This is a genomic window from Flavobacterium foetidum (assembly GCF_004634245.1).
In the GTDB taxonomy this organism is placed as follows: domain Bacteria; phylum Bacteroidota; class Bacteroidia; order Flavobacteriales; family Flavobacteriaceae; genus Flavobacterium; species Flavobacterium foetidum.
In genome coordinates this window covers 27,840-43,611 of the sequence record NZ_SJTF01000023.1, presented here as the reverse complement: position 1 = coordinate 43,611, position 15,772 = coordinate 27,840, and the positions used below count along the sequence as shown (strand labels likewise).

17 protein-coding genes are annotated in these 15,772 nt (G+C 34.7%); 8 read left to right on the top strand and 9 right to left on the bottom strand.

Annotation, left to right across the window (positions count from 1 at the left end):
* Positions 1-645: 645 nt before the first annotated feature.
* From E0W73_RS20895 to E0W73_RS20880, 4 genes are all read right to left on the bottom strand, one after another.
* The gene (locus E0W73_RS20895) at positions 646-1,209 is read right to left on the bottom strand and encodes a DUF2911 domain-containing protein (RefSeq protein WP_135223989.1); all 564 of its coding nucleotides are present in this window, start codon (positions 1,207-1,209) and stop codon (positions 646-648) included.
* Between the two features lie 301 nt (positions 1,210-1,510).
* Positions 1,511-2,695, bottom strand: coding sequence for a mannonate dehydratase (uxuA, locus tag E0W73_RS20890; RefSeq protein WP_135223988.1), 1,185 nt, complete (start codon positions 2,693-2,695; stop codon positions 1,511-1,513).
* 127 nt (positions 2,696-2,822) lie between these two features.
* On the bottom strand, positions 2,823-3,635 hold the full coding sequence (locus E0W73_RS20885) for an SDR family oxidoreductase (protein WP_135223987.1): 813 nt from the start codon (positions 3,633-3,635) through the stop codon (positions 2,823-2,825).
* A 167-nt stretch (positions 3,636-3,802) separates the two neighbouring features.
* On the bottom strand, positions 3,803-4,252 hold the full coding sequence (locus E0W73_RS20880) for a YhcH/YjgK/YiaL family protein (protein WP_135223986.1): 450 nt from the start codon (positions 4,250-4,252) through the stop codon (positions 3,803-3,805).
* A 201-nt stretch (positions 4,253-4,453) separates the two neighbouring features.
* Here E0W73_RS20880 and E0W73_RS20875 point away from each other — a divergent pair, with 201 nt between their 5' ends.
* Complete coding sequence (locus E0W73_RS20875; protein WP_317129340.1) at positions 4,454-5,524, top strand: LacI family DNA-binding transcriptional regulator; 1,071 nt, start codon at positions 4,454-4,456, stop codon at positions 5,522-5,524.
* Between the two features lie 93 nt (positions 5,525-5,617).
* On the opposite strand, the gene E0W73_RS20870 is transcribed toward E0W73_RS20875, so the two are convergent.
* Complete coding sequence (locus tag E0W73_RS20870) at positions 5,618-6,784, bottom strand: DUF4861 family protein (protein ID WP_135223984.1); 1,167 nt, start codon at positions 6,782-6,784, stop codon at positions 5,618-5,620.
* A gap of 294 nt (positions 6,785-7,078) precedes the next feature.
* Here E0W73_RS20870 and E0W73_RS20865 point away from each other — a divergent pair, with 294 nt between their 5' ends.
* The 3 genes from E0W73_RS20865 to E0W73_RS20855 all read left to right on the top strand — a co-directional run bounded on the left by E0W73_RS20865 (position 7,079) and on the right by E0W73_RS20855 (position 10,537).
* Positions 7,079-7,717, top strand: coding sequence for an HAD family hydrolase (locus E0W73_RS20865; protein ID WP_135223983.1), 639 nt, complete (start codon positions 7,079-7,081; stop codon positions 7,715-7,717).
* A gap of 252 nt (positions 7,718-7,969) precedes the next feature.
* The gene (locus tag E0W73_RS20860; RefSeq protein ID WP_135223982.1) at positions 7,970-9,901 is read left to right on the top strand and encodes a metallophosphoesterase family protein; all 1,932 of its coding nucleotides are present in this window, start codon (positions 7,970-7,972) and stop codon (positions 9,899-9,901) included.
* A gap of 267 nt (positions 9,902-10,168) precedes the next feature.
* The gene (locus E0W73_RS20855; protein WP_135223981.1) at positions 10,169-10,537 is read left to right on the top strand and encodes a SpoIIAA family protein; all 369 of its coding nucleotides are present in this window, start codon (positions 10,169-10,171) and stop codon (positions 10,535-10,537) included.
* Between the two features lie 85 nt (positions 10,538-10,622).
* Here the strand turns inward: E0W73_RS20855 and E0W73_RS20850 are convergent, their stop codons facing one another.
* Genes E0W73_RS20850 through E0W73_RS20840 form a run of 3 tightly spaced genes read right to left on the bottom strand, consistent with a single transcriptional unit; the run spans position 10,623 to position 11,840 of the window.
* A complete protein-coding gene (locus E0W73_RS20850) occupies positions 10,623-10,898 on the bottom strand; it encodes a PrgI family protein (protein WP_135223980.1) in 276 nt (91 codons plus the stop codon).
* A 34-nt stretch (positions 10,899-10,932) separates the two neighbouring features.
* A complete protein-coding gene (locus E0W73_RS20845) occupies positions 10,933-11,325 on the bottom strand; it encodes a hypothetical protein (protein ID WP_135223979.1) in 393 nt (130 codons plus the stop codon).
* A 17-nt stretch (positions 11,326-11,342) separates the two neighbouring features.
* Positions 11,343-11,840, bottom strand: a complete 498-nt coding sequence (locus tag E0W73_RS20840; protein WP_135223978.1) for a hypothetical protein — start codon at positions 11,838-11,840, stop codon at positions 11,343-11,345.
* Positions 11,841-12,038: 198 nt separating this feature from the next.
* On the opposite strand from E0W73_RS20840, the gene E0W73_RS20835 reads away from it, so the two are divergent.
* A complete protein-coding gene (locus E0W73_RS20835; protein WP_135223977.1) occupies positions 12,039-12,533 on the top strand; it encodes a CinA family protein in 495 nt (164 codons plus the stop codon).
* Between the two features lies 1 nt (position 12,534).
* Here the strand turns inward: E0W73_RS20835 and E0W73_RS20830 are convergent, their stop codons facing one another.
* Positions 12,535-13,452: a DsbA family protein gene (locus E0W73_RS20830; protein WP_135223991.1), complete on the bottom strand. Its 918-nt coding sequence runs from the start codon at positions 13,450-13,452 to the stop codon at positions 12,535-12,537.
* 292 nt (positions 13,453-13,744) lie between these two features.
* On the opposite strand from E0W73_RS20830, the gene E0W73_RS20825 reads away from it, so the two are divergent.
* Genes E0W73_RS20825 through E0W73_RS20815 form a run of 3 tightly spaced genes read left to right on the top strand, consistent with a single transcriptional unit; the run spans position 13,745 to position 15,764 of the window.
* Positions 13,745-14,446 (top strand): SMI1/KNR4 family protein, encoded by a 702-nt coding sequence (locus tag E0W73_RS20825; protein ID WP_135223976.1) that lies wholly within the window; start codon positions 13,745-13,747, stop codon positions 14,444-14,446.
* Positions 14,447-14,461: 15 nt separating this feature from the next.
* Positions 14,462-14,992 carry an SMI1/KNR4 family protein gene (locus E0W73_RS20820; RefSeq protein ID WP_135223975.1) on the top strand — a complete coding sequence of 177 codons (531 nt, stop codon included), beginning with the start codon at positions 14,462-14,464 and terminating at the stop codon, positions 14,990-14,992.
* Between the two features lie 49 nt (positions 14,993-15,041).
* The gene (locus E0W73_RS20815) at positions 15,042-15,764 is read left to right on the top strand and encodes a DUF1963 domain-containing protein (RefSeq protein ID WP_135223974.1); all 723 of its coding nucleotides are present in this window, start codon (positions 15,042-15,044) and stop codon (positions 15,762-15,764) included.
* Positions 15,765-15,772: the final 8 nt, after the last annotated feature.

Genomic DNA, 15,772 nt, shown 5'->3' with positions numbered 1-15,772 from the left:
GTGGAAATTAGTGTAATTCGTGGCTTACTATTTACCACAGATTTACGAGATTAAAAGGGTTTTCTTAGCCACGAATTGCACAAATTGGCACGAATTTATAGGAAAAATTAGTGGAAATTAGTGTAATTCGTGGCTTACTATTTACCACAGATTTACGAGATTAAAAGGGTTTTCTTAGCCACGAATTACACCAATTGGCACGAATTTACAGGAAAAATTAGTGGAAATTTGTGTAATTCGTGGCTTACTATTTAGCCACAGATTTACGAGATTAAAAGATTTTTTTAGCCACGAATTACACTAATTGCCACGAATTTATAGGAAAAATTAGTGGAAATTAGTGTAATTCGAGGCTTACTATTTAGCCACAGATTTAAGACATTAAAATGATTTTTTAGCCACGAATTACACCAATTGGCACGAATTTATAGGAAAAATTAGTGGAAATTAGGGTGATTCGTGGCTTACTATTTAGCCACAGATTTACGAGATTAAAAGGGTTTTCTTAGCCACGAATTGCACCAAATTGGCACGGGTTTATAAGAAAAAAATTAGCGGAAATTAGTGCAATTCGTGGCAAAAAAAAGTCGCAAAGCTTAAAAAAACTTTGCGACTTTGTGCCTTGATGGCCTTATTTCACTAAAATTATTTAACCGTAATAGGCAATTCGACAGTTGTCTTATCCCATCCAATAACTAAATTTGCGATATTTCCTTGTGTTGTAAAAGCAATAGATAAAGCTTCAATAACATCAGAAACATTTTTAACAGGAACAGAAACTCTAACAACATCTTTGCTTTGGTCATAAGCATAACCACCCCATAAATCCAATTCTTTATTGATGATAATAGTCCATTTGTCTTTTTCTGGAATAGCAAATAAACTGTAATATCCAGCAGGAACTTTTTTACCGCCAATTGTTACGTCTTTGTAGAATTTGATTTCTGTATTTTCATTAGCGCCAACTCTCCAAATTTCGCCAAATTTTACAACGTCTCCAAAAATAGTTCTTCCTTTTACAGAAGGTCTTGCGTAGATAACTTTAACAACTGGATTTGGATTGTCAGTTTTTTTGAATTTAACCGCTTTGTTTGGGAAATAAGAAATATCCACAGGGCTATTGTCTAACGGTGCAAATTTAACCACGTCTTGTGCCTGCACTGTAAAAGCAGCAAACAAAGTAACTGCCATTAAATAAAATTTTTTCATAGGATTACAATTTTTAGAATAACTACAAAGTAAGTTAATAATGAAGAAAAATCATATAATTTGCAGATTGTTTTTTGTTAATGAATTGATAACAGTTTTGACAATGAAATTTTATTTTTTTTAGGTTTTTATTAATACAGATTTTGTTGATTAGAGCAGATTAATTCAGATTCTAGTATAAGGCAAATCGGCAAAATCTTCATGAAGCAAAAACTTCGCATCTCAATGACTTTGTGATAAAAAAAACACAAAGCTTAAAAAGAAAAGCTTTGTGTTTTAATGCCTTTTGTGACAATAGGCTTTATAAAGATCGCTTGATCCCTATTTCCAATCCGCGTAACTCTGCAAGACCTCTCAGACGGCCGATAGCAGAATAGCCAGGATTTGTTTTTTTCTTTAAATCATCCAGCATCTGGTGTCCGTGATCTGGACGCATTGGCAATTGGCTGTTGTTTCTTTTTTCGACTTCAAGAATGGCTTTTACGACTTCGTACATGTCAACATCGCCCTCAAGATGGTTTGCTTCGTAGAAACTTCCTTCTTCATCTCTCTGAGTACTTCTTAAATGAATAAAATTCATTTTATCTCCGTGACGTCTTACCATTCCAGGTAAATCATTATCGGCGCGAACGCCGTATGAGCCGGTACACATTGTAAATCCGTTTGACTGCGAAGGAGCGGCATTCATTAATTCTACTAAATCTTCCTCTGTACTTACCACTCTTGGTAGTCCCAAAATTGGATAAGGGGGATCATCTGGATGAATCGCCATTAAAACGCCTTTACTCTCGGCAACTGGAATAATTTCTTTTAGAAAATGAAAAAGATTGTTTTTTAAAGCTTGTCTGTCAATATGGTTGTAGGCACTTAAAGTCACTAAGAAATCTTCAACGGTGTAAGCTTCTTCAGCACCCGGAAGTCCAGCAAGGATGTTCTGTTGTAATTTTACCTTATCTTCTGAAGTCATGGCTTCAAAATAGCTTTTTGCTTTTTGTTTCTGTTCTTCAGAGTATTCGTTTTCTGCGCCTGGTCTTTTCAAAATATACAATTCAAAAGCCGCAAATGCATTAATGTCAAAACGCAATGCCTTTGAGCCGTCTTCGACCGTATAAGACAAATCAGTTCTTGACCAATCTAAAACCGGCATGAAATTATAACAAACGCATTTAATGCCACAAAGAGCTAGATTGCGAATGCTTTCTTTATAGTTTTCAATGTATTGAAGATAGTTTCCAGTCTGTTTTTTAATATCTTCGTGAACCGGAATACTTTCTACCACCGACCAAGTTAAACCAGAAGCACCTTTTTTAGGGTCTCCGTCTTCGTGTTCGATTTCAACTTTTCGTTTAATGATTTCATCGATGCTCCAAACTTCTCCGTTCGGAATATGGTGTAAAGCAGTTACAATTCCGGTTGCTCCGGTTTGTTTAATATCTTGTAAAGAAACAGGATCATTTGGTCCGAACCATCTTAATGTTTGTTCCATGTTTATAATATTGATTTTATTTCCTGTAAGGTTTATAAAACCTTGTAGGTTTGATTTTAAAGTTATTGTTGTAAATAGTTATACCTACAAGGCTTTATAAACCTTGCAGGAGAGACTTTGCTAAATCTTAAATACTTGTAGCGGCAAATCCACCGTCTACTTTTAAGATGGTTCCCGTCACAAATTTTGACATGTCACTGCAAAGGAATAACAAAGCGCCGTCGATATCTTCTGGAGTTCCAAATCTTCCCATTGGTGTATGATCGATGATTTTCTCGCCTCTTGGAGTCAATTTTCCTTCTGGAGTTAGCAATAATGCACGATTTTGCTCTCCGATAAAAAAGCCAGGAGAAATAGCATTTACTCGAATTCCTTCGCCATATTTAGAAGCCAATTCAACCGCCATCCATTGTGTAAAGTTGTCAATAGCCGCTTTTGAAGCCGAATAACCAACTACTCGAGTTAAAGGCCTTTGGGCTGATGCTGACGATATGTTGATGATATTTCCAGCTTTTTGTTTAGCAAAAAGTTCTGCAAAAACCTGAGTTGGAAGCATGGTTCCGATGATGTTCAAATCGATTACTTTTTGCAGGTCATCGCTTTTCATGTCATAAACGGCCTGATCTGGCTGAATCGTTGCTCCAGGCATATTTCCTCCTGCGGCATTAATCAAAATATCAAGACGTCCGTATTGCTCCACAATAAAATCTCTTGCTTTTTCTACTTCTTCTTTGTTTAAAACATTGGCCTGAACCGCAAATCCTTTTCCGCCATTTGCTTCAAGAGTTTTTACAGTGCTTTCGGCTTTTTCAAGCGACTGAGAAACGATTCCGACAATAACGCCCTGTTGTGCCAGAACATTTGCAAATCGGCTTCCTAAAACTCCAGCACCTCCAGTAATCAGCGCTATTTTTCCTTTTAGATTGAATATTGAATCCATTTAATTTTTAATTTTCAATACCTTAAATTCCAAATTCGATTTGAGAAATAAAGTATGGTTATGGTTTAGTTTACTATTTAAATTTTTAATTGAAATTTGGACAAAAGTCACGGTGCACAACTGAAACACTTTTGTAAATATCAGAATTTAGATCTTCAAATATTTTTTTAGATTTTAACCTTAAAAACAAGTTTTTTGATAAAACCTTCGCCAATCATAGCCGCGTGAACATCTTCTGGAAATAAAATGGCAAATTGTTTTTCCTGCAGTTCAAAAAACATATCTGGTTTATCGTGAAAAAAGCGAACGTCTTTTTCATCGCTGTAATCGCCATTCGGTTTTACGCATTTTTCTCTTGGCTTCCAGGCAAAAGTTTCAGGTCCTTGTATCGAAATCTGAATGTCAATATTTTTATCATGGCATTCAAATCCTTTAATGCTCTCTTCTCTTGAGTTTCCGTCTCCATGTATTACAATCAGTTTTAAGCCTTCGCAGATTTCAATCACACCCGCTTCAAGTCCGACAATATCGGTTTGGTTTACATACTCAAAAGCTTTCTGAAATTTGGGATGAAGCCCGAAGTATTTTGACGCATTTTGTATAGAATCTATTATCATTATAGGTTGAATTAGTTAATTTTTTAATTTTTATAATCTATCAATTGTTTTCACTATGAAATAGCAGCTTCTGTTGTGCATCAAAATAAATTTATGCAAAATCATGATAGTTTAGAAACATATGCTTAATTTTGCGTGTACGCACACGGACAGTTACAAATGTAAATAAAAAGTTAAGCAAAACAACTTTTTAGGTGTAAAATAAATGTCTGTAAATGTTATATTTTTCAAATTAAAAATAGAATTGCCATTATAACAATCAAACAAATTGCAGCTTTAGCAGGTGTTTCGGCAGGAACAGTAGACAGGATAATCCATAATAGAGGACAGGTTGCACAGGAGACCGTAGATAAGGTAAATGCCATTATAGAAGAACATGGCTACAAAAGAAATATTCTAGCCAGTAATTTGGCTCTGAATAGGAAGTTTCGTTTTGCCGTTTTTTTGCCTCATTATGAGAATCTAGAGTATTGGAGAAGCCAGATAGAAGGAATTATGGAAGCCGAAGAAGAGTACAGTAAATTTGGCATCATGCTCGATTATTTCTTTTATGATTTTAATGCTGCCTCATTTAAGGAAGCTATAAAAGAAGTGATTGAATATGAGTGTGATGCTCTTTTGTTTGCGCCTATTTTTTACGAAGAGTCGGTTCGTTTTCTAAAAGAGTTTGAAAAAAAGAATGTTCCGGTGGTAATGATTGATTCAGATATTAAAAGCAGCGATCATGCTTATGTGGGGCAAGATGCTTTTCAGAGCGGTTATTTGGCAGGAAGACTGATTAGTTTTGCCGAAAAAAATGAAAGACAAGTTCTTATTTTTAAAATAGCACGCGAAATCGAAAGTACTTCTGTTTATCTCCAGAGAATAAATGGTTTCTATTCTTATTTTAAAGACCATCAGGAACTTACTAATTTTAAATTTTCTGAGATTACTATCAAAGATTCGGGAATAGACCAAATGAATGTAGAAATGTTTTCTGGAATCAACAGTATTTTTGTTCCCAATTCAAGGGCTTACATCGTTGCTCAATTTTTGGAAGAAAACAATATCAAAGGTTTGCGGGTTATAGGTTATGATTTGCTGAATGAAAACATTGATTATCTTAATAAGGGAACAATAGATTTTTTAATCAATCAAAGACCCGAAAGACAAGGTTATCTAGGAATTAATTATTTGTATAAAAAATTAGTCCTTCAGGAAGAAACTGACCATACACAATACATTCCGCTTGAGATTATTGTAAAAGAAAATTATTTTCCGCTGAGGAAGTAGGGATTATCAATTACACCTGACAGGTTTAAAATCTGTCAGGTATAATTAACATAAAAATCTCGATGTTTCAGCGCCTTAGCAACATAAAGAAACTTATTGCTTAATCTTTACAACCAAAGGATTATTAATCTTTTCTGCAAAAGAGCTCAAGTAATTTTCCCATAATTTTTTAGTGGTGAAGTATCCTTGAGTTTTCCATCCAAAACCAGCATAGTAAATAGCTTTGTTCTTTTTAACGGCAACAATTCCGTACAAATTGCTTAAATCTTTTTTATCGGTAATGTGATTGTCAAAACTTAGTAAAGTATTTTTTGGAGCGACTAAGCCCAATCCGATTTCAGAATCATCTATAGGCTCCCAATAGCTTAACCAGCCTTCTTTTATATTGGTTTCTGTTGTGCCTTTTTTATCATGAAGTGTCAATCCGGCAGCGATTTCTTTTGTTCCGGTAATATTGATTTCAAATTTTGAAAGATGACTTCCGTAATCCAAACTGATAATTTTTGATTCGGTTATTTTATTTCCTTTTGCATCCCAATCGGCATAAGTTAGTACAAAACTTGTTCTGATTGGTCCGTTGGTAATAGTTTTCCAGCTAATGAAGTTTTTAGAGAAATAATATTCTCCAGCTGCTTTTACGGCAATTCCGCCCACGCCACGGCTGTCGCCTACGTGAAAATTGTCTAGGCCTTCTCCTGTATCTTTATGATAACTTCCTGCTCCCGAAACTGTTTTGGCGTACCATTTATCAATAATAGGATAATCGACCTTTTTGAGCCAAGCATCGATGCCGCTCGTCAACGTACCGCCAGGAATATTGTCTTCTACCATTTTTTGTGCAACAGGGCCGTAAGTTCTAAAAGCAACTTTATCATTTTCCCATGCGTAATCGTCTGTACGCTCAGGAACAAAGCGAGAAAAACAATTGATTTTCTTATCTTCTGAAGGAACAAAAGGAGCAATTTCGAAATCCTTCTGAGAGGAGGCTTTTATTTGAGGCTGGAATAATAATACATCAGCTTTTCCGTCGCCGTCATTATCTACGGTCTGAGTAGTAAGGAAAGTATTAGTTTCAACGTCTTTTACACCATAATCTTCGAGTCTGATTTGAGAAGAAAAACCAATAGATTTTTTAGTGAGCTCTATCGTTTCAAATTCTCTTTTTACAGGCAGTGTGTTGGTAACGGTAATGATTTTACTCTGAGAAAATGCAACAGAGCCTGCCATAAGAACAGCAATAATCAAAAGATTTTTTTTCAAAATGCAACTTTTTTTAATTTCTACAATTGGTTGATAGCATTTATAAAAGTACAAATCAAAAATGAAAATGAAAGTACGGAATTGAGTAATTTTGTTCAGAATGCTAAAAAGTGAGATTGTAAAGTTTAATTATAGAATAGATTTTTTTTCGTAATTTACGATTCCACTCTTTTTGAGCTGGGCAAATTATAATCAAACCCGGTGGTTGAAATTTTTTTTTTTTTTCAATTCTATTAAATCAGCTTAGATGTAAATTTGTCTAAATCTGGTTAATTAAAATGTAAATCAACAAAAATGGTTAAATGTATTATTTTCGATTGTGATGGAGTATTGGTAGATACCGAAAAAATCGGTAACGGAATATTGCTGGCAATGGCTCAAGAACACGGATTCGAAATGGAACTTGAAGATGCCTATCGTCATTTTAATGGTCGGAATCTAAAAGATTGTTTCCGTCATATCGAGGAAGCAATCAATCAGAAATTGCCTGAAACATTTGAAGCCGAATATCGCACAAAAAGCTTCAAAGCGTTTAAAACACAAGTTAAACCAATGGAAGGAGTTGTCGATTTTATCGAAAAATTGAAAATTCCATTTTGTGTGGCTTCTAGCGGTCCGGAGGAAAAAATTCGTCTCAACCTCGAAGTAGCAGGATTGCTGGATAAATTCGAGAATAAAATATTCAGTTCGTATCAAATCGGAAGCTGGAAACCAGAACCAGGAATATTTCTTCATGCGGCTCAAGAAATGGGTTTTGACGTAAAAGACTGCATTGTTCTAGAAGACAGCAAAGCAGGGGTAAAGGCTGGCGTAAGCGGTGGCTTTAAAGTCTTTGGCTTTGCAAACGGTTTCAATAACGAAGATTTAGAAGAAGAAGGAGCAGAGCTTTTTAGTTCATATGAAGAATTACGTAAAAAACTTGATTTGTACTGATAAATGACTTTGTCAAAACTAAAAACTTTGCCATGGCTGCATTTCTAATCTGTTATAAAGATGAAACCCGTTGAGTGAATTATTTTAAGCCAATATGTTGAATAAAAGAAATACGAATTACGCTCAAAGGGCTAAAGATTATTATTCCGTAACACTAACATAAACTGATTCTAGAGTTAAATCGATAAAATTGCTGCTGATTAAAAGTCTGAAAGCTTCTAATAGCATTAGATTTATTAAAGTTAAAACTCTATGAACCTAAAATTTACTTCGCTTTTTATAGTATCATTTTTTGTTGTTTTTAATGGTGCCCTTTATGCTCAAAAAACAAGAAATTTAAACGGAACACAGGTCGCATTTCTATCAGATGTGCATCTTCAGGACTTGTTTGGTCATTTTTCGGATAATGATTTTAAAGGTGTTTTGAATACCAAAACCGGTAAATATGCGTTAATAAGAACGATGGCCTCGCAGTTGCACTCAACGAGAATTTTCAATGAGAATTATTTTGCCTTCATCGCAGCTCTGGATGATATAGCCAAAAGAAAGATCAAATATGTGGCACTTCCAGGCGATTATACAGATGACGGCCAGCCGTTACACCTGCGGGGATTAAGGGAAATATTAGACCAATATCAGAAGAAATATGGTATTGAATTTTTTATAACTACTGGAAATCATGATCCTGTAGGACCATTTGCCCAGGAATCGGGTAAAGAAGATTTTTTAGGAAAAGAAGGAAAAAGCCAACCCATTTTTAGCAAAGACGGCATGTATAAGCCTAACATGAATATCGAACAGCCAGTTGTCATAACAGCCGATATTGCTAAAATGGGTTATTTAGGCATAACAGATGAACTTAAAAATTTTGGTTTTTATCCCAATAAAAGCTATAAATTCTGGGCAACTCCTTTTTCGACATATACTAGGCAAAACTACAAATACAAAAAAGCACTTATAGCCTCGCTTTTAAAAAACAGAATTTATGAGGTAGCTCCAGGATTTGAAGTTCCAGACGTTAGTTACGTTGTAGAGCCAATTGACGGACTTTGGTTGATGGCAATTGACGGAAACGTCTATATTCCGAAGAAAAACGCTAACGATTCTCACGATTCCAAAAGTTATTCTGAAGCAAGTACAGGCTACAATAATGTGCTTACCAACAAAAAGCATCTTATAAAATGGGTCCAGGATATTTCGGCAGCGGCCAAACTTCACGGCAAAACATTAGTCGCTTTCAGTCATTTTCCTATGATTGATTTTAACGATGACGCTTCTGCGGAGATAAAAGAGCTTTTAGGACCGAATAAATGGCAGCTAAACCGTGTTCCGGTCGAGGAAGTAGCACAGGTTTTTGCCGATGCTGGATTGAAGATTCATTTTGGCGGTCATATGCATATTAACGATACAGGTGTTCGTACAACCCCAAAAGGCAATACTTTGGTTAATGTGCAAACGCCTTCGTTGGCAGCTTATATTCCGGCATATAAATTATTGACGATTCAAAAAGACAACCTTATAGATATTCAAACCATAACTATTGATGATGTTCCGAGATTTGATGAACTTTTTGATTTATACAAAATGGAATATGATTTTTTGAAAAGCCAGAATGATAAAGATATTTGGAATATCGATATCCTCAAAACCAAAAGTTATCATGATTTTACCGATTTCCATTTAAGAGAATTAGTTCGTCTGCGTTTTCTAAGAGATGATTGGCCTTCTGCTTTTAAAGATTTTATTCTGAATGTTTCCGCCAAAGATTTATTGGTTTTGGCAAATATAAAAGCAGATAAGGATTTTGATGTGATTCTTAAAAACAAAGATCAGTTTCAAAGAGAATGGAATGATGCCGAAATGAAATCAGAACAAATTCTAAGACAAAACAATCTAAAAAAGGAAGGTTTCAATTGGACAGGAAATGACCTTTTAATTGATTTTTATCGTTTTAGAAGCGCAGATGAGTTGGCTCTTGCCGATGTTGGAACTCAAAGAGCAAAAGAATATAAAGTGCTGTCAAACCTATTTTTAGAAGGCTCAATAGATTTTTCAAAAGATACCTCTCTACAGAAACAGATAAAACTATTTCTGATAATCTTCAATAAATTCATGCACGAAGTTCCAGCTGATAATTTTTCAGTCGATTTGAAAACTGGGGAAATTATCCGCAATGTGCGCTAAGGTCTACGAAAATTTTATATCTAGCAAAGACGAGCCATTCAAAAGCATAAAAGATTATATGTTTAAGTTTTGCGCCCTTTGCGTAACACTGTTAAAAATATTTGACTTTGCGGTTTAAAAAAAGAAGGAAAGAATATAAAAATCAAACATATAAATGTAAGATTTAACTACCTGTTTGTTGTATATTTGATATGCATTTTTAAGACTTTAATTGTTGTCTTTCAGGATGATAAAAAAAATAATTTAATTCAAAAAAGCAAAATAATCATGATACATCAAATTGATACAACAGATAATATTGTTGCCTTTAGAGCATTGGCAGAAGTTACTAAAGAAGATTTTCTAACCGCAGTTGTTCCTGCAGTCGAGCATCTGGTTAAGCAAACTAATGAAATCAATTTTTTATTGGTTTTAGATACCGATATTAAAAATTTTACTGCTGGAGCGTGGCTACAGGATGCGCTACTTGGACTGAAGCATTTAGGAAAATGGAACCGTGCTGCAATTATAACCGATACCGAAGAAATTATATCTTTTACAAACGGTTTCAGTTATATCGTTCCAGGTGAATTTAGAGGATATAAGAAAGCAGAATTCAACAAAGCATTAAATTGGGTTGAAGGCAATATTTCGTAAGTCAGAGATTGCGTTAAGTCGATTCCAATTAAAAAAGCACTTCAGTTTTTGACTGAAGTGCTTTTTTGTGAATAAAACCATAACATTAGTGATTGTATTCAATACCGCTTGTGCTGTTAGCATCTCTCTTTTCTTTGGCATTTGCTGCATATTTTTTATACAATGCAGAAGCTAGTAGTGGTAATGCTAGACTTCCTACGAAAGCGCTAGATTTTGTATGTCCTGTTTTTTTTAGTACAGCCGCGGCAATAAGGCTTCCGACTCCCGCACATGCAAGCTGTTTAGCAGAAAGGTTTAATTGATTGTTGTTAATAGGATTGATTCCGTGTAACAATGGGTCAATGAAATTTAAATTTTCCATGTTTGTTAATTTACTTAGTTATACTTAATTACAATTACTTTTTATCGTTTTCTGTTTCGTTTTCTATTTTTTCAATTTCTACTTTTTCTTTTTTGATGGCTTGTCGTAACAAAGCAAAAAGACTCATGTAGATATTTGCCATAAAAACCAGCGAAAAGCCTGCCAAAATATAACCTCGCCAATCGTTTAACAAAAGTTTATAATCGGTCAGCAGTATAAAAAATATAGTTATATAATGGCTGAAACAGTATTCGCAGGTAAAAAGGTAAAAGAACTTTCTCGAAAGAATATGTCTGTCGAATTTGGAACGTTTTACACACCATTCGTGTGGCTCTCTAAAAATTTCCTCATGCGTTACTGTCCAGCTAATACAAGCTATAGGAACAGCAAGAACAAAAAGCCATATGATTTGAGTTAGAATTTCCATTCCTTACTTCCAATTCTTTACTCTCTCGGATGATTTTCAGGATAATGTTCTGCCTCAAAATCGTCAAGATCTTCAGGTTCGTCATTATGGTCAAAATCTTCGTCTCTATCTACATCATTTTCTGAATCTAAATCAGGATCATAATCATCGTTCAAATCATTTTCTGTACCGTCATTCGTAATGGCATCATCTTCATTTACAACACGTTCCTGATTCGGAATGTTTTCGGATCTGATAGTAGCGTTTTTTTCAAAGTCGCCCTGTGGATGTTGAGGATCTTCTATAAACTCTTCCTGATATTGATAAGGATCTTCATCTCTAGCGTAGTTATCATTATCAATCAATGTATTTTGATCAATATAGTCGGGATCGCTTTCTCCAAATTCTCTATCGTCTTGTGTTTGCAGATCTTGCTTATATTGATCTTCATAAGAATTAGTTCCGTCTATAAGCGTATTTTGGTCTATAAAATCCGGATCAAATTGTCCGTAATCTTGATTATTTGGATTTTTCATAACTTTATCTTTTTAGTTTATTTTGTTTAAATAAGCATGTTTTACAAAGTTACCAGATTGCTAAAAGGTCATCCTTACACAAATAAAATCTGTATTTCTATAATTATCAGTTGCTTATAATATAATTTTTCTGCAAGATATTGTAAGTACAGAATTTTTCTAGATTTTACTTTTGAATAAATTCAAATATTATCGTTTATGGCTTCAGAAAGAGTTACCAAATGTTGTAACGAACTCATTAGTAGAAATATGACAATCGCCTTTGTCGAAAGTGCATCGGCAGGAAAAATGAGCTATGAATTTTCGACAGTTATAAATTCAGGCGCAATTTTAATTGGAGGAGTAGTGTGTTATCATACTTCTATGAAAGAAGATTTACTATCGATACCACAAGGAACTATACAAAAATATACAGCAGAATCTGCGATTGTGACCAAATTAATGGCAAGAAACTTCTATCGCTACGTGTCATCTGATATCTGTGTGGCCTTAACCGGACTGACAACTCCCGGAGGAAGCGAAACTGAAACTAAGCCAGTCGGAACAATATTTATTCATATCGTTTTTCCTGCAAAAGAAATTGCAGAGAGATTTGAATTCAAAGGATCTCCAGAAGAAATTGTCAATCAGGCGATAGATGCTGTTGCTGATTTGATTTTAAACGAAATTTCAAATAATAATGTTCCGACCTAGTTTATTTTATCGAATAAAGACAACCGTTTTTGATAGTCTTTTTATTCAGTTTCCCTTCTTTAGATAATTTTTCCAGAATGTCTTTTGCCTGAAGAGTCGTAATATCTAAAATTACTGCATATTCCTTTGCCGCCAAGGTTGGGTAAATGGTAAAAAGAGACAACGGATTTGCAAACAGATTGTTTTTCTTTTTGGCGTCTGGAAAAAGGGCTAATAATGCATTTTCATAAGCTGCAAAGGGTTTTGAGCCGTAAACCGTTAATTGATTGTTATTTCCGTCGGAGAAGAATAAAGTTGGAAACCCTCTAACTCCCAATGATTTTCCGAGTTTTAAATCTGTTTCGAAAAGTCTTTTAGCATCACCCTCATAATCGGTTTTTAGTTTTTGAACGTTTAAACCTGTCAGTTTTGCTGCTTCGGCAATATTTTCCCATTTTGCAATATTCTTTTTTTCCAAATAAAGCTTTTCACGAAGAATTCGCATAAATTTTACAGCCTTATCATCGCTTTGAATCTGAGCCGCTTTCATAGCAATACAAGATGGATATGAAGAATCTAAAGGATCTTCTAACCATACAGCGCCATCAATAGGCATATCATAATGAAGGCTTGCCTCATCCCAGTGATGTGCTACATCAGACGGTTTGCTGATGCCGCCGCTGTTGTAGCTCCAGTCTGGCAATAAACCTCCCATTCGATACTCGATTTCAAAATAATCGCCGTATTCTAGTTTTAGTTTTCGGAGTTGCGGTTCGATTCCCCAGCAGGAAGAACATATAGGATCGGTATAATAAACTATTTTAACCGGCTTGTTTTCAGATTTGATCGTAACATTTTCATTTGATTTCTCACCAGAAGGCATTTCGCATGTTCCAGCAACGGGATCGCACAATAGCGGATTTGTTTTCTCTTGACTCATTTTGATGTTCGTTTGCGATTGACAGCTTATACTGCAAATCAGGATTAATAATAGCGGTAGTATTTTCATGGTTTAAATTTTACGCTAGTCTTTTTGCAAAGATCTTTTTAAATGCAGTAAAAGTCAATTAGTCACAAAAACATGACTACGGTAAAGTAATCGATTATGCAGTCTGGATTCTGAGAATGGTCATAAGGTTTTTAAAGCAATTTGAAATTATCAGTTTTAAAGTAATTGCAATCTTACAAGAAATTGTGTATTTTCACATTTAAATAAAACTTGGAAAGCCAAAATGAATTATATTCAAAAGATTAAACGCCTTTATAACTTGTCTGAAAATGAAAACTACGGATTTTCGGAGGACGAAATTCTTAGACTTGAAAAGAATTTGGAAACTGCTCTCCCAGCAAAGCTTAAAGAATACTATTTGGAATTAGGTCAAGAAGAAAATCTTAATTACACCTATAATCGATTATTGAAGCCTGAAAATGAAATCGGATTTTCTGAAGATGATTTTTTGGTTATATATGAAGAAAATCAAAACGTTGCCATTTGGGGAATCAAAAAAGAAGATTTAAAACTAAAAAATCCGCCTGTTTATGGAAATTATGACACAATTGAAAAATCAGATTGGGAAGTTGAAAATCAGACAACTGAAGATTTCTTTTTAATGATGGCAATTTATAACGGAACTTTTGGAGGACTGCGATACAACGGGAATTTTATAGGAGAAATAGATTCCGAAATTGTAAAGCTAGTTCGTGAAAAATGGACTTTAGTACCCGAAATCAGTAGAGATAATCAAAAAGTATACACCGATGATTTTTATGATGTAATCAGTTTGTCATTCGATAAAAATAACAATTGTACCGCCGCTTTTATCGGGACAAGTGATCAAAACCGTTTTGATGACATTTTGGATGTAATCGAAATTGATTGGTCGTATCTTTCGTATGATGATGAGGATTTTGATGATGATGACGAAGAGGATTAATTTAAAGAAGAAAAGATGTTTACAATTCTGTCTATTCGAAACATAAAAGAAAAGCTTTTAACTAATAAACAATCAATAAGAAATTTTCCAAAATCGGTTTCTTTTCCTTTTCCTGAATTATATAAAGACATTGTCACTCAAATCAAAACCATTGAAATTTCATCAGAATGCATTGTGTTCGACAGCGTTAAATCTTTCAATGAAACAAAAGAGTTTTCAAATCCCGATTACTGGTCTGAGAATACAAAAGAGACAATAGAAAGCTTCTGGTTTTTTGCCCAAAACGGACAAGGCGATTTTTGGTTGTTTGACAATAAAAACAAAGTCTATTTCTACGATCACAATCAGGAAGAAATGAGTATTCAAAACTTTACTGATTTAGGATTGAATTTCGAGAAATGGCTTCAATTCGCCTATCTTAATAAACAACCGGATGAAGTTTACGAAACAGAAGATGAAATCACCGAGGTATTAAAAGCAGCTTACAAACAAAGATTAGAGGAAATTAGTGGTCTTTTATTGGAAAAGCATCCTTTTGAAATTTAGAAATTAATTAAAAATGTTCCGCAAAGAGGAACTTATAAACTCACAGTTAATGATAAAAGATATTTTTGAAATTATAGAATTACGCCCCGCAACCAAACATTATTATGGAGACAGTCTAAAAATGCCGGATATTCTCTTAAAAGACGGGCTGTTGGTAAAGGCAGAAACATTGGAGATTCCCCTTGGACATTCTCGTTATGGCGGACCGATTGCCGATCTTCCAAAAGATTTTCAATATCCGGAAGACCTTCGCTTTGCGGCGCAGCTGGACCTTAAACAAATCGCACCTCATGACAAATCTGGATTGCTGCCCAAAACGGGACATCTATTCTTTTTTGCAGATATCATCGAAGATAGGGGGCTTGTGGCTTATGCAGATGTTGACAACAGCGATCTTGTGAGAGTTGTAAAAGACCATGATGATAATTTTTTTGAGGGAGTTTTGATAAAAGAAGCTTTTGTGTCAATAGAAAAACTTTCAGACCGATACCGTGATCCAGAAGATGAATACGAAGAGGAAGACGCCAATGAAGACGGTGTTTTGTGGGATTTCTTCGCCGGGAGCGAAACCTCAAAAGTCTTCGGCATTTTTACGCATTGCCAGGCACAGGAGCAGCAGATATTGGATGTGGTTAATTCTGATAAAGTCGTATTGCTGCAAATAGGTGAAAATGGTTTTAACGACGAAGGCGTTTTTAGCGTCTTAATTGATAAGAAAGATTTGAAAGCACGTAATTTTGATAACTGCAGTTTCCATTGGGGACAATCTTAAAAGCAAAT

What these genes read in the sequence shown, in the direction of transcription:
- E0W73_RS20895 (WP_135223989.1), bottom strand. Translation starts at nt 1,209, where the DNA reads ATGAAAAAATTTTATTTAATGGCAGTTACTTTGTTTGCTGCTTTTACA.
- uxuA (WP_135223988.1), bottom strand. Translation starts at nt 2,695, where the DNA reads ATGGAACAAACATTAAGATGGTTCGGACCAAATGATCCTGTTTCTTTA.
- E0W73_RS20885 (WP_135223987.1), bottom strand. Translation starts at nt 3,635, where the DNA reads ATGGATTCAATATTCAATCTAAAAGGAAAAATAGCGCTGATTACTGGA.
- E0W73_RS20880 (WP_135223986.1), bottom strand. Translation starts at nt 4,252, where the DNA reads ATGATAATAGATTCTATACAAAATGCGTCAAAATACTTCGGGCTTCAT.
- E0W73_RS20865 (WP_135223983.1), top strand. Translation starts at nt 7,079, where the DNA reads ATGGTTAAATGTATTATTTTCGATTGTGATGGAGTATTGGTAGATACC.
- E0W73_RS20860 (WP_135223982.1), top strand. Translation starts at nt 7,970, where the DNA reads ATGAACCTAAAATTTACTTCGCTTTTTATAGTATCATTTTTTGTTGTT.
- E0W73_RS20855 (WP_135223981.1), top strand. Translation starts at nt 10,169, where the DNA reads ATGATACATCAAATTGATACAACAGATAATATTGTTGCCTTTAGAGCA.
- E0W73_RS20850 (WP_135223980.1), bottom strand. Translation starts at nt 10,898, where the DNA reads ATGGAAAATTTAAATTTCATTGACCCATTGTTACACGGAATCAATCCT.
- E0W73_RS20845 (WP_135223979.1), bottom strand. Translation starts at nt 11,325, where the DNA reads ATGGAAATTCTAACTCAAATCATATGGCTTTTTGTTCTTGCTGTTCCT.
- E0W73_RS20840 (WP_135223978.1), bottom strand. Translation starts at nt 11,840, where the DNA reads ATGAAAAATCCAAATAATCAAGATTACGGACAATTTGATCCGGATTTT.
- E0W73_RS20835 (WP_135223977.1), top strand. Translation starts at nt 12,039, where the DNA reads ATGGCTTCAGAAAGAGTTACCAAATGTTGTAACGAACTCATTAGTAGA.
- E0W73_RS20830 (WP_135223991.1), bottom strand. Translation starts at nt 13,452, where the DNA reads ATGAGTCAAGAGAAAACAAATCCGCTATTGTGCGATCCCGTTGCTGGA.
- E0W73_RS20825 (WP_135223976.1), top strand. Translation starts at nt 13,745, where the DNA reads ATGAATTATATTCAAAAGATTAAACGCCTTTATAACTTGTCTGAAAAT.
- E0W73_RS20820 (WP_135223975.1), top strand. Translation starts at nt 14,462, where the DNA reads ATGTTTACAATTCTGTCTATTCGAAACATAAAAGAAAAGCTTTTAACT.
- E0W73_RS20815 (WP_135223974.1), top strand. Translation starts at nt 15,042, where the DNA reads ATGATAAAAGATATTTTTGAAATTATAGAATTACGCCCCGCAACCAAA.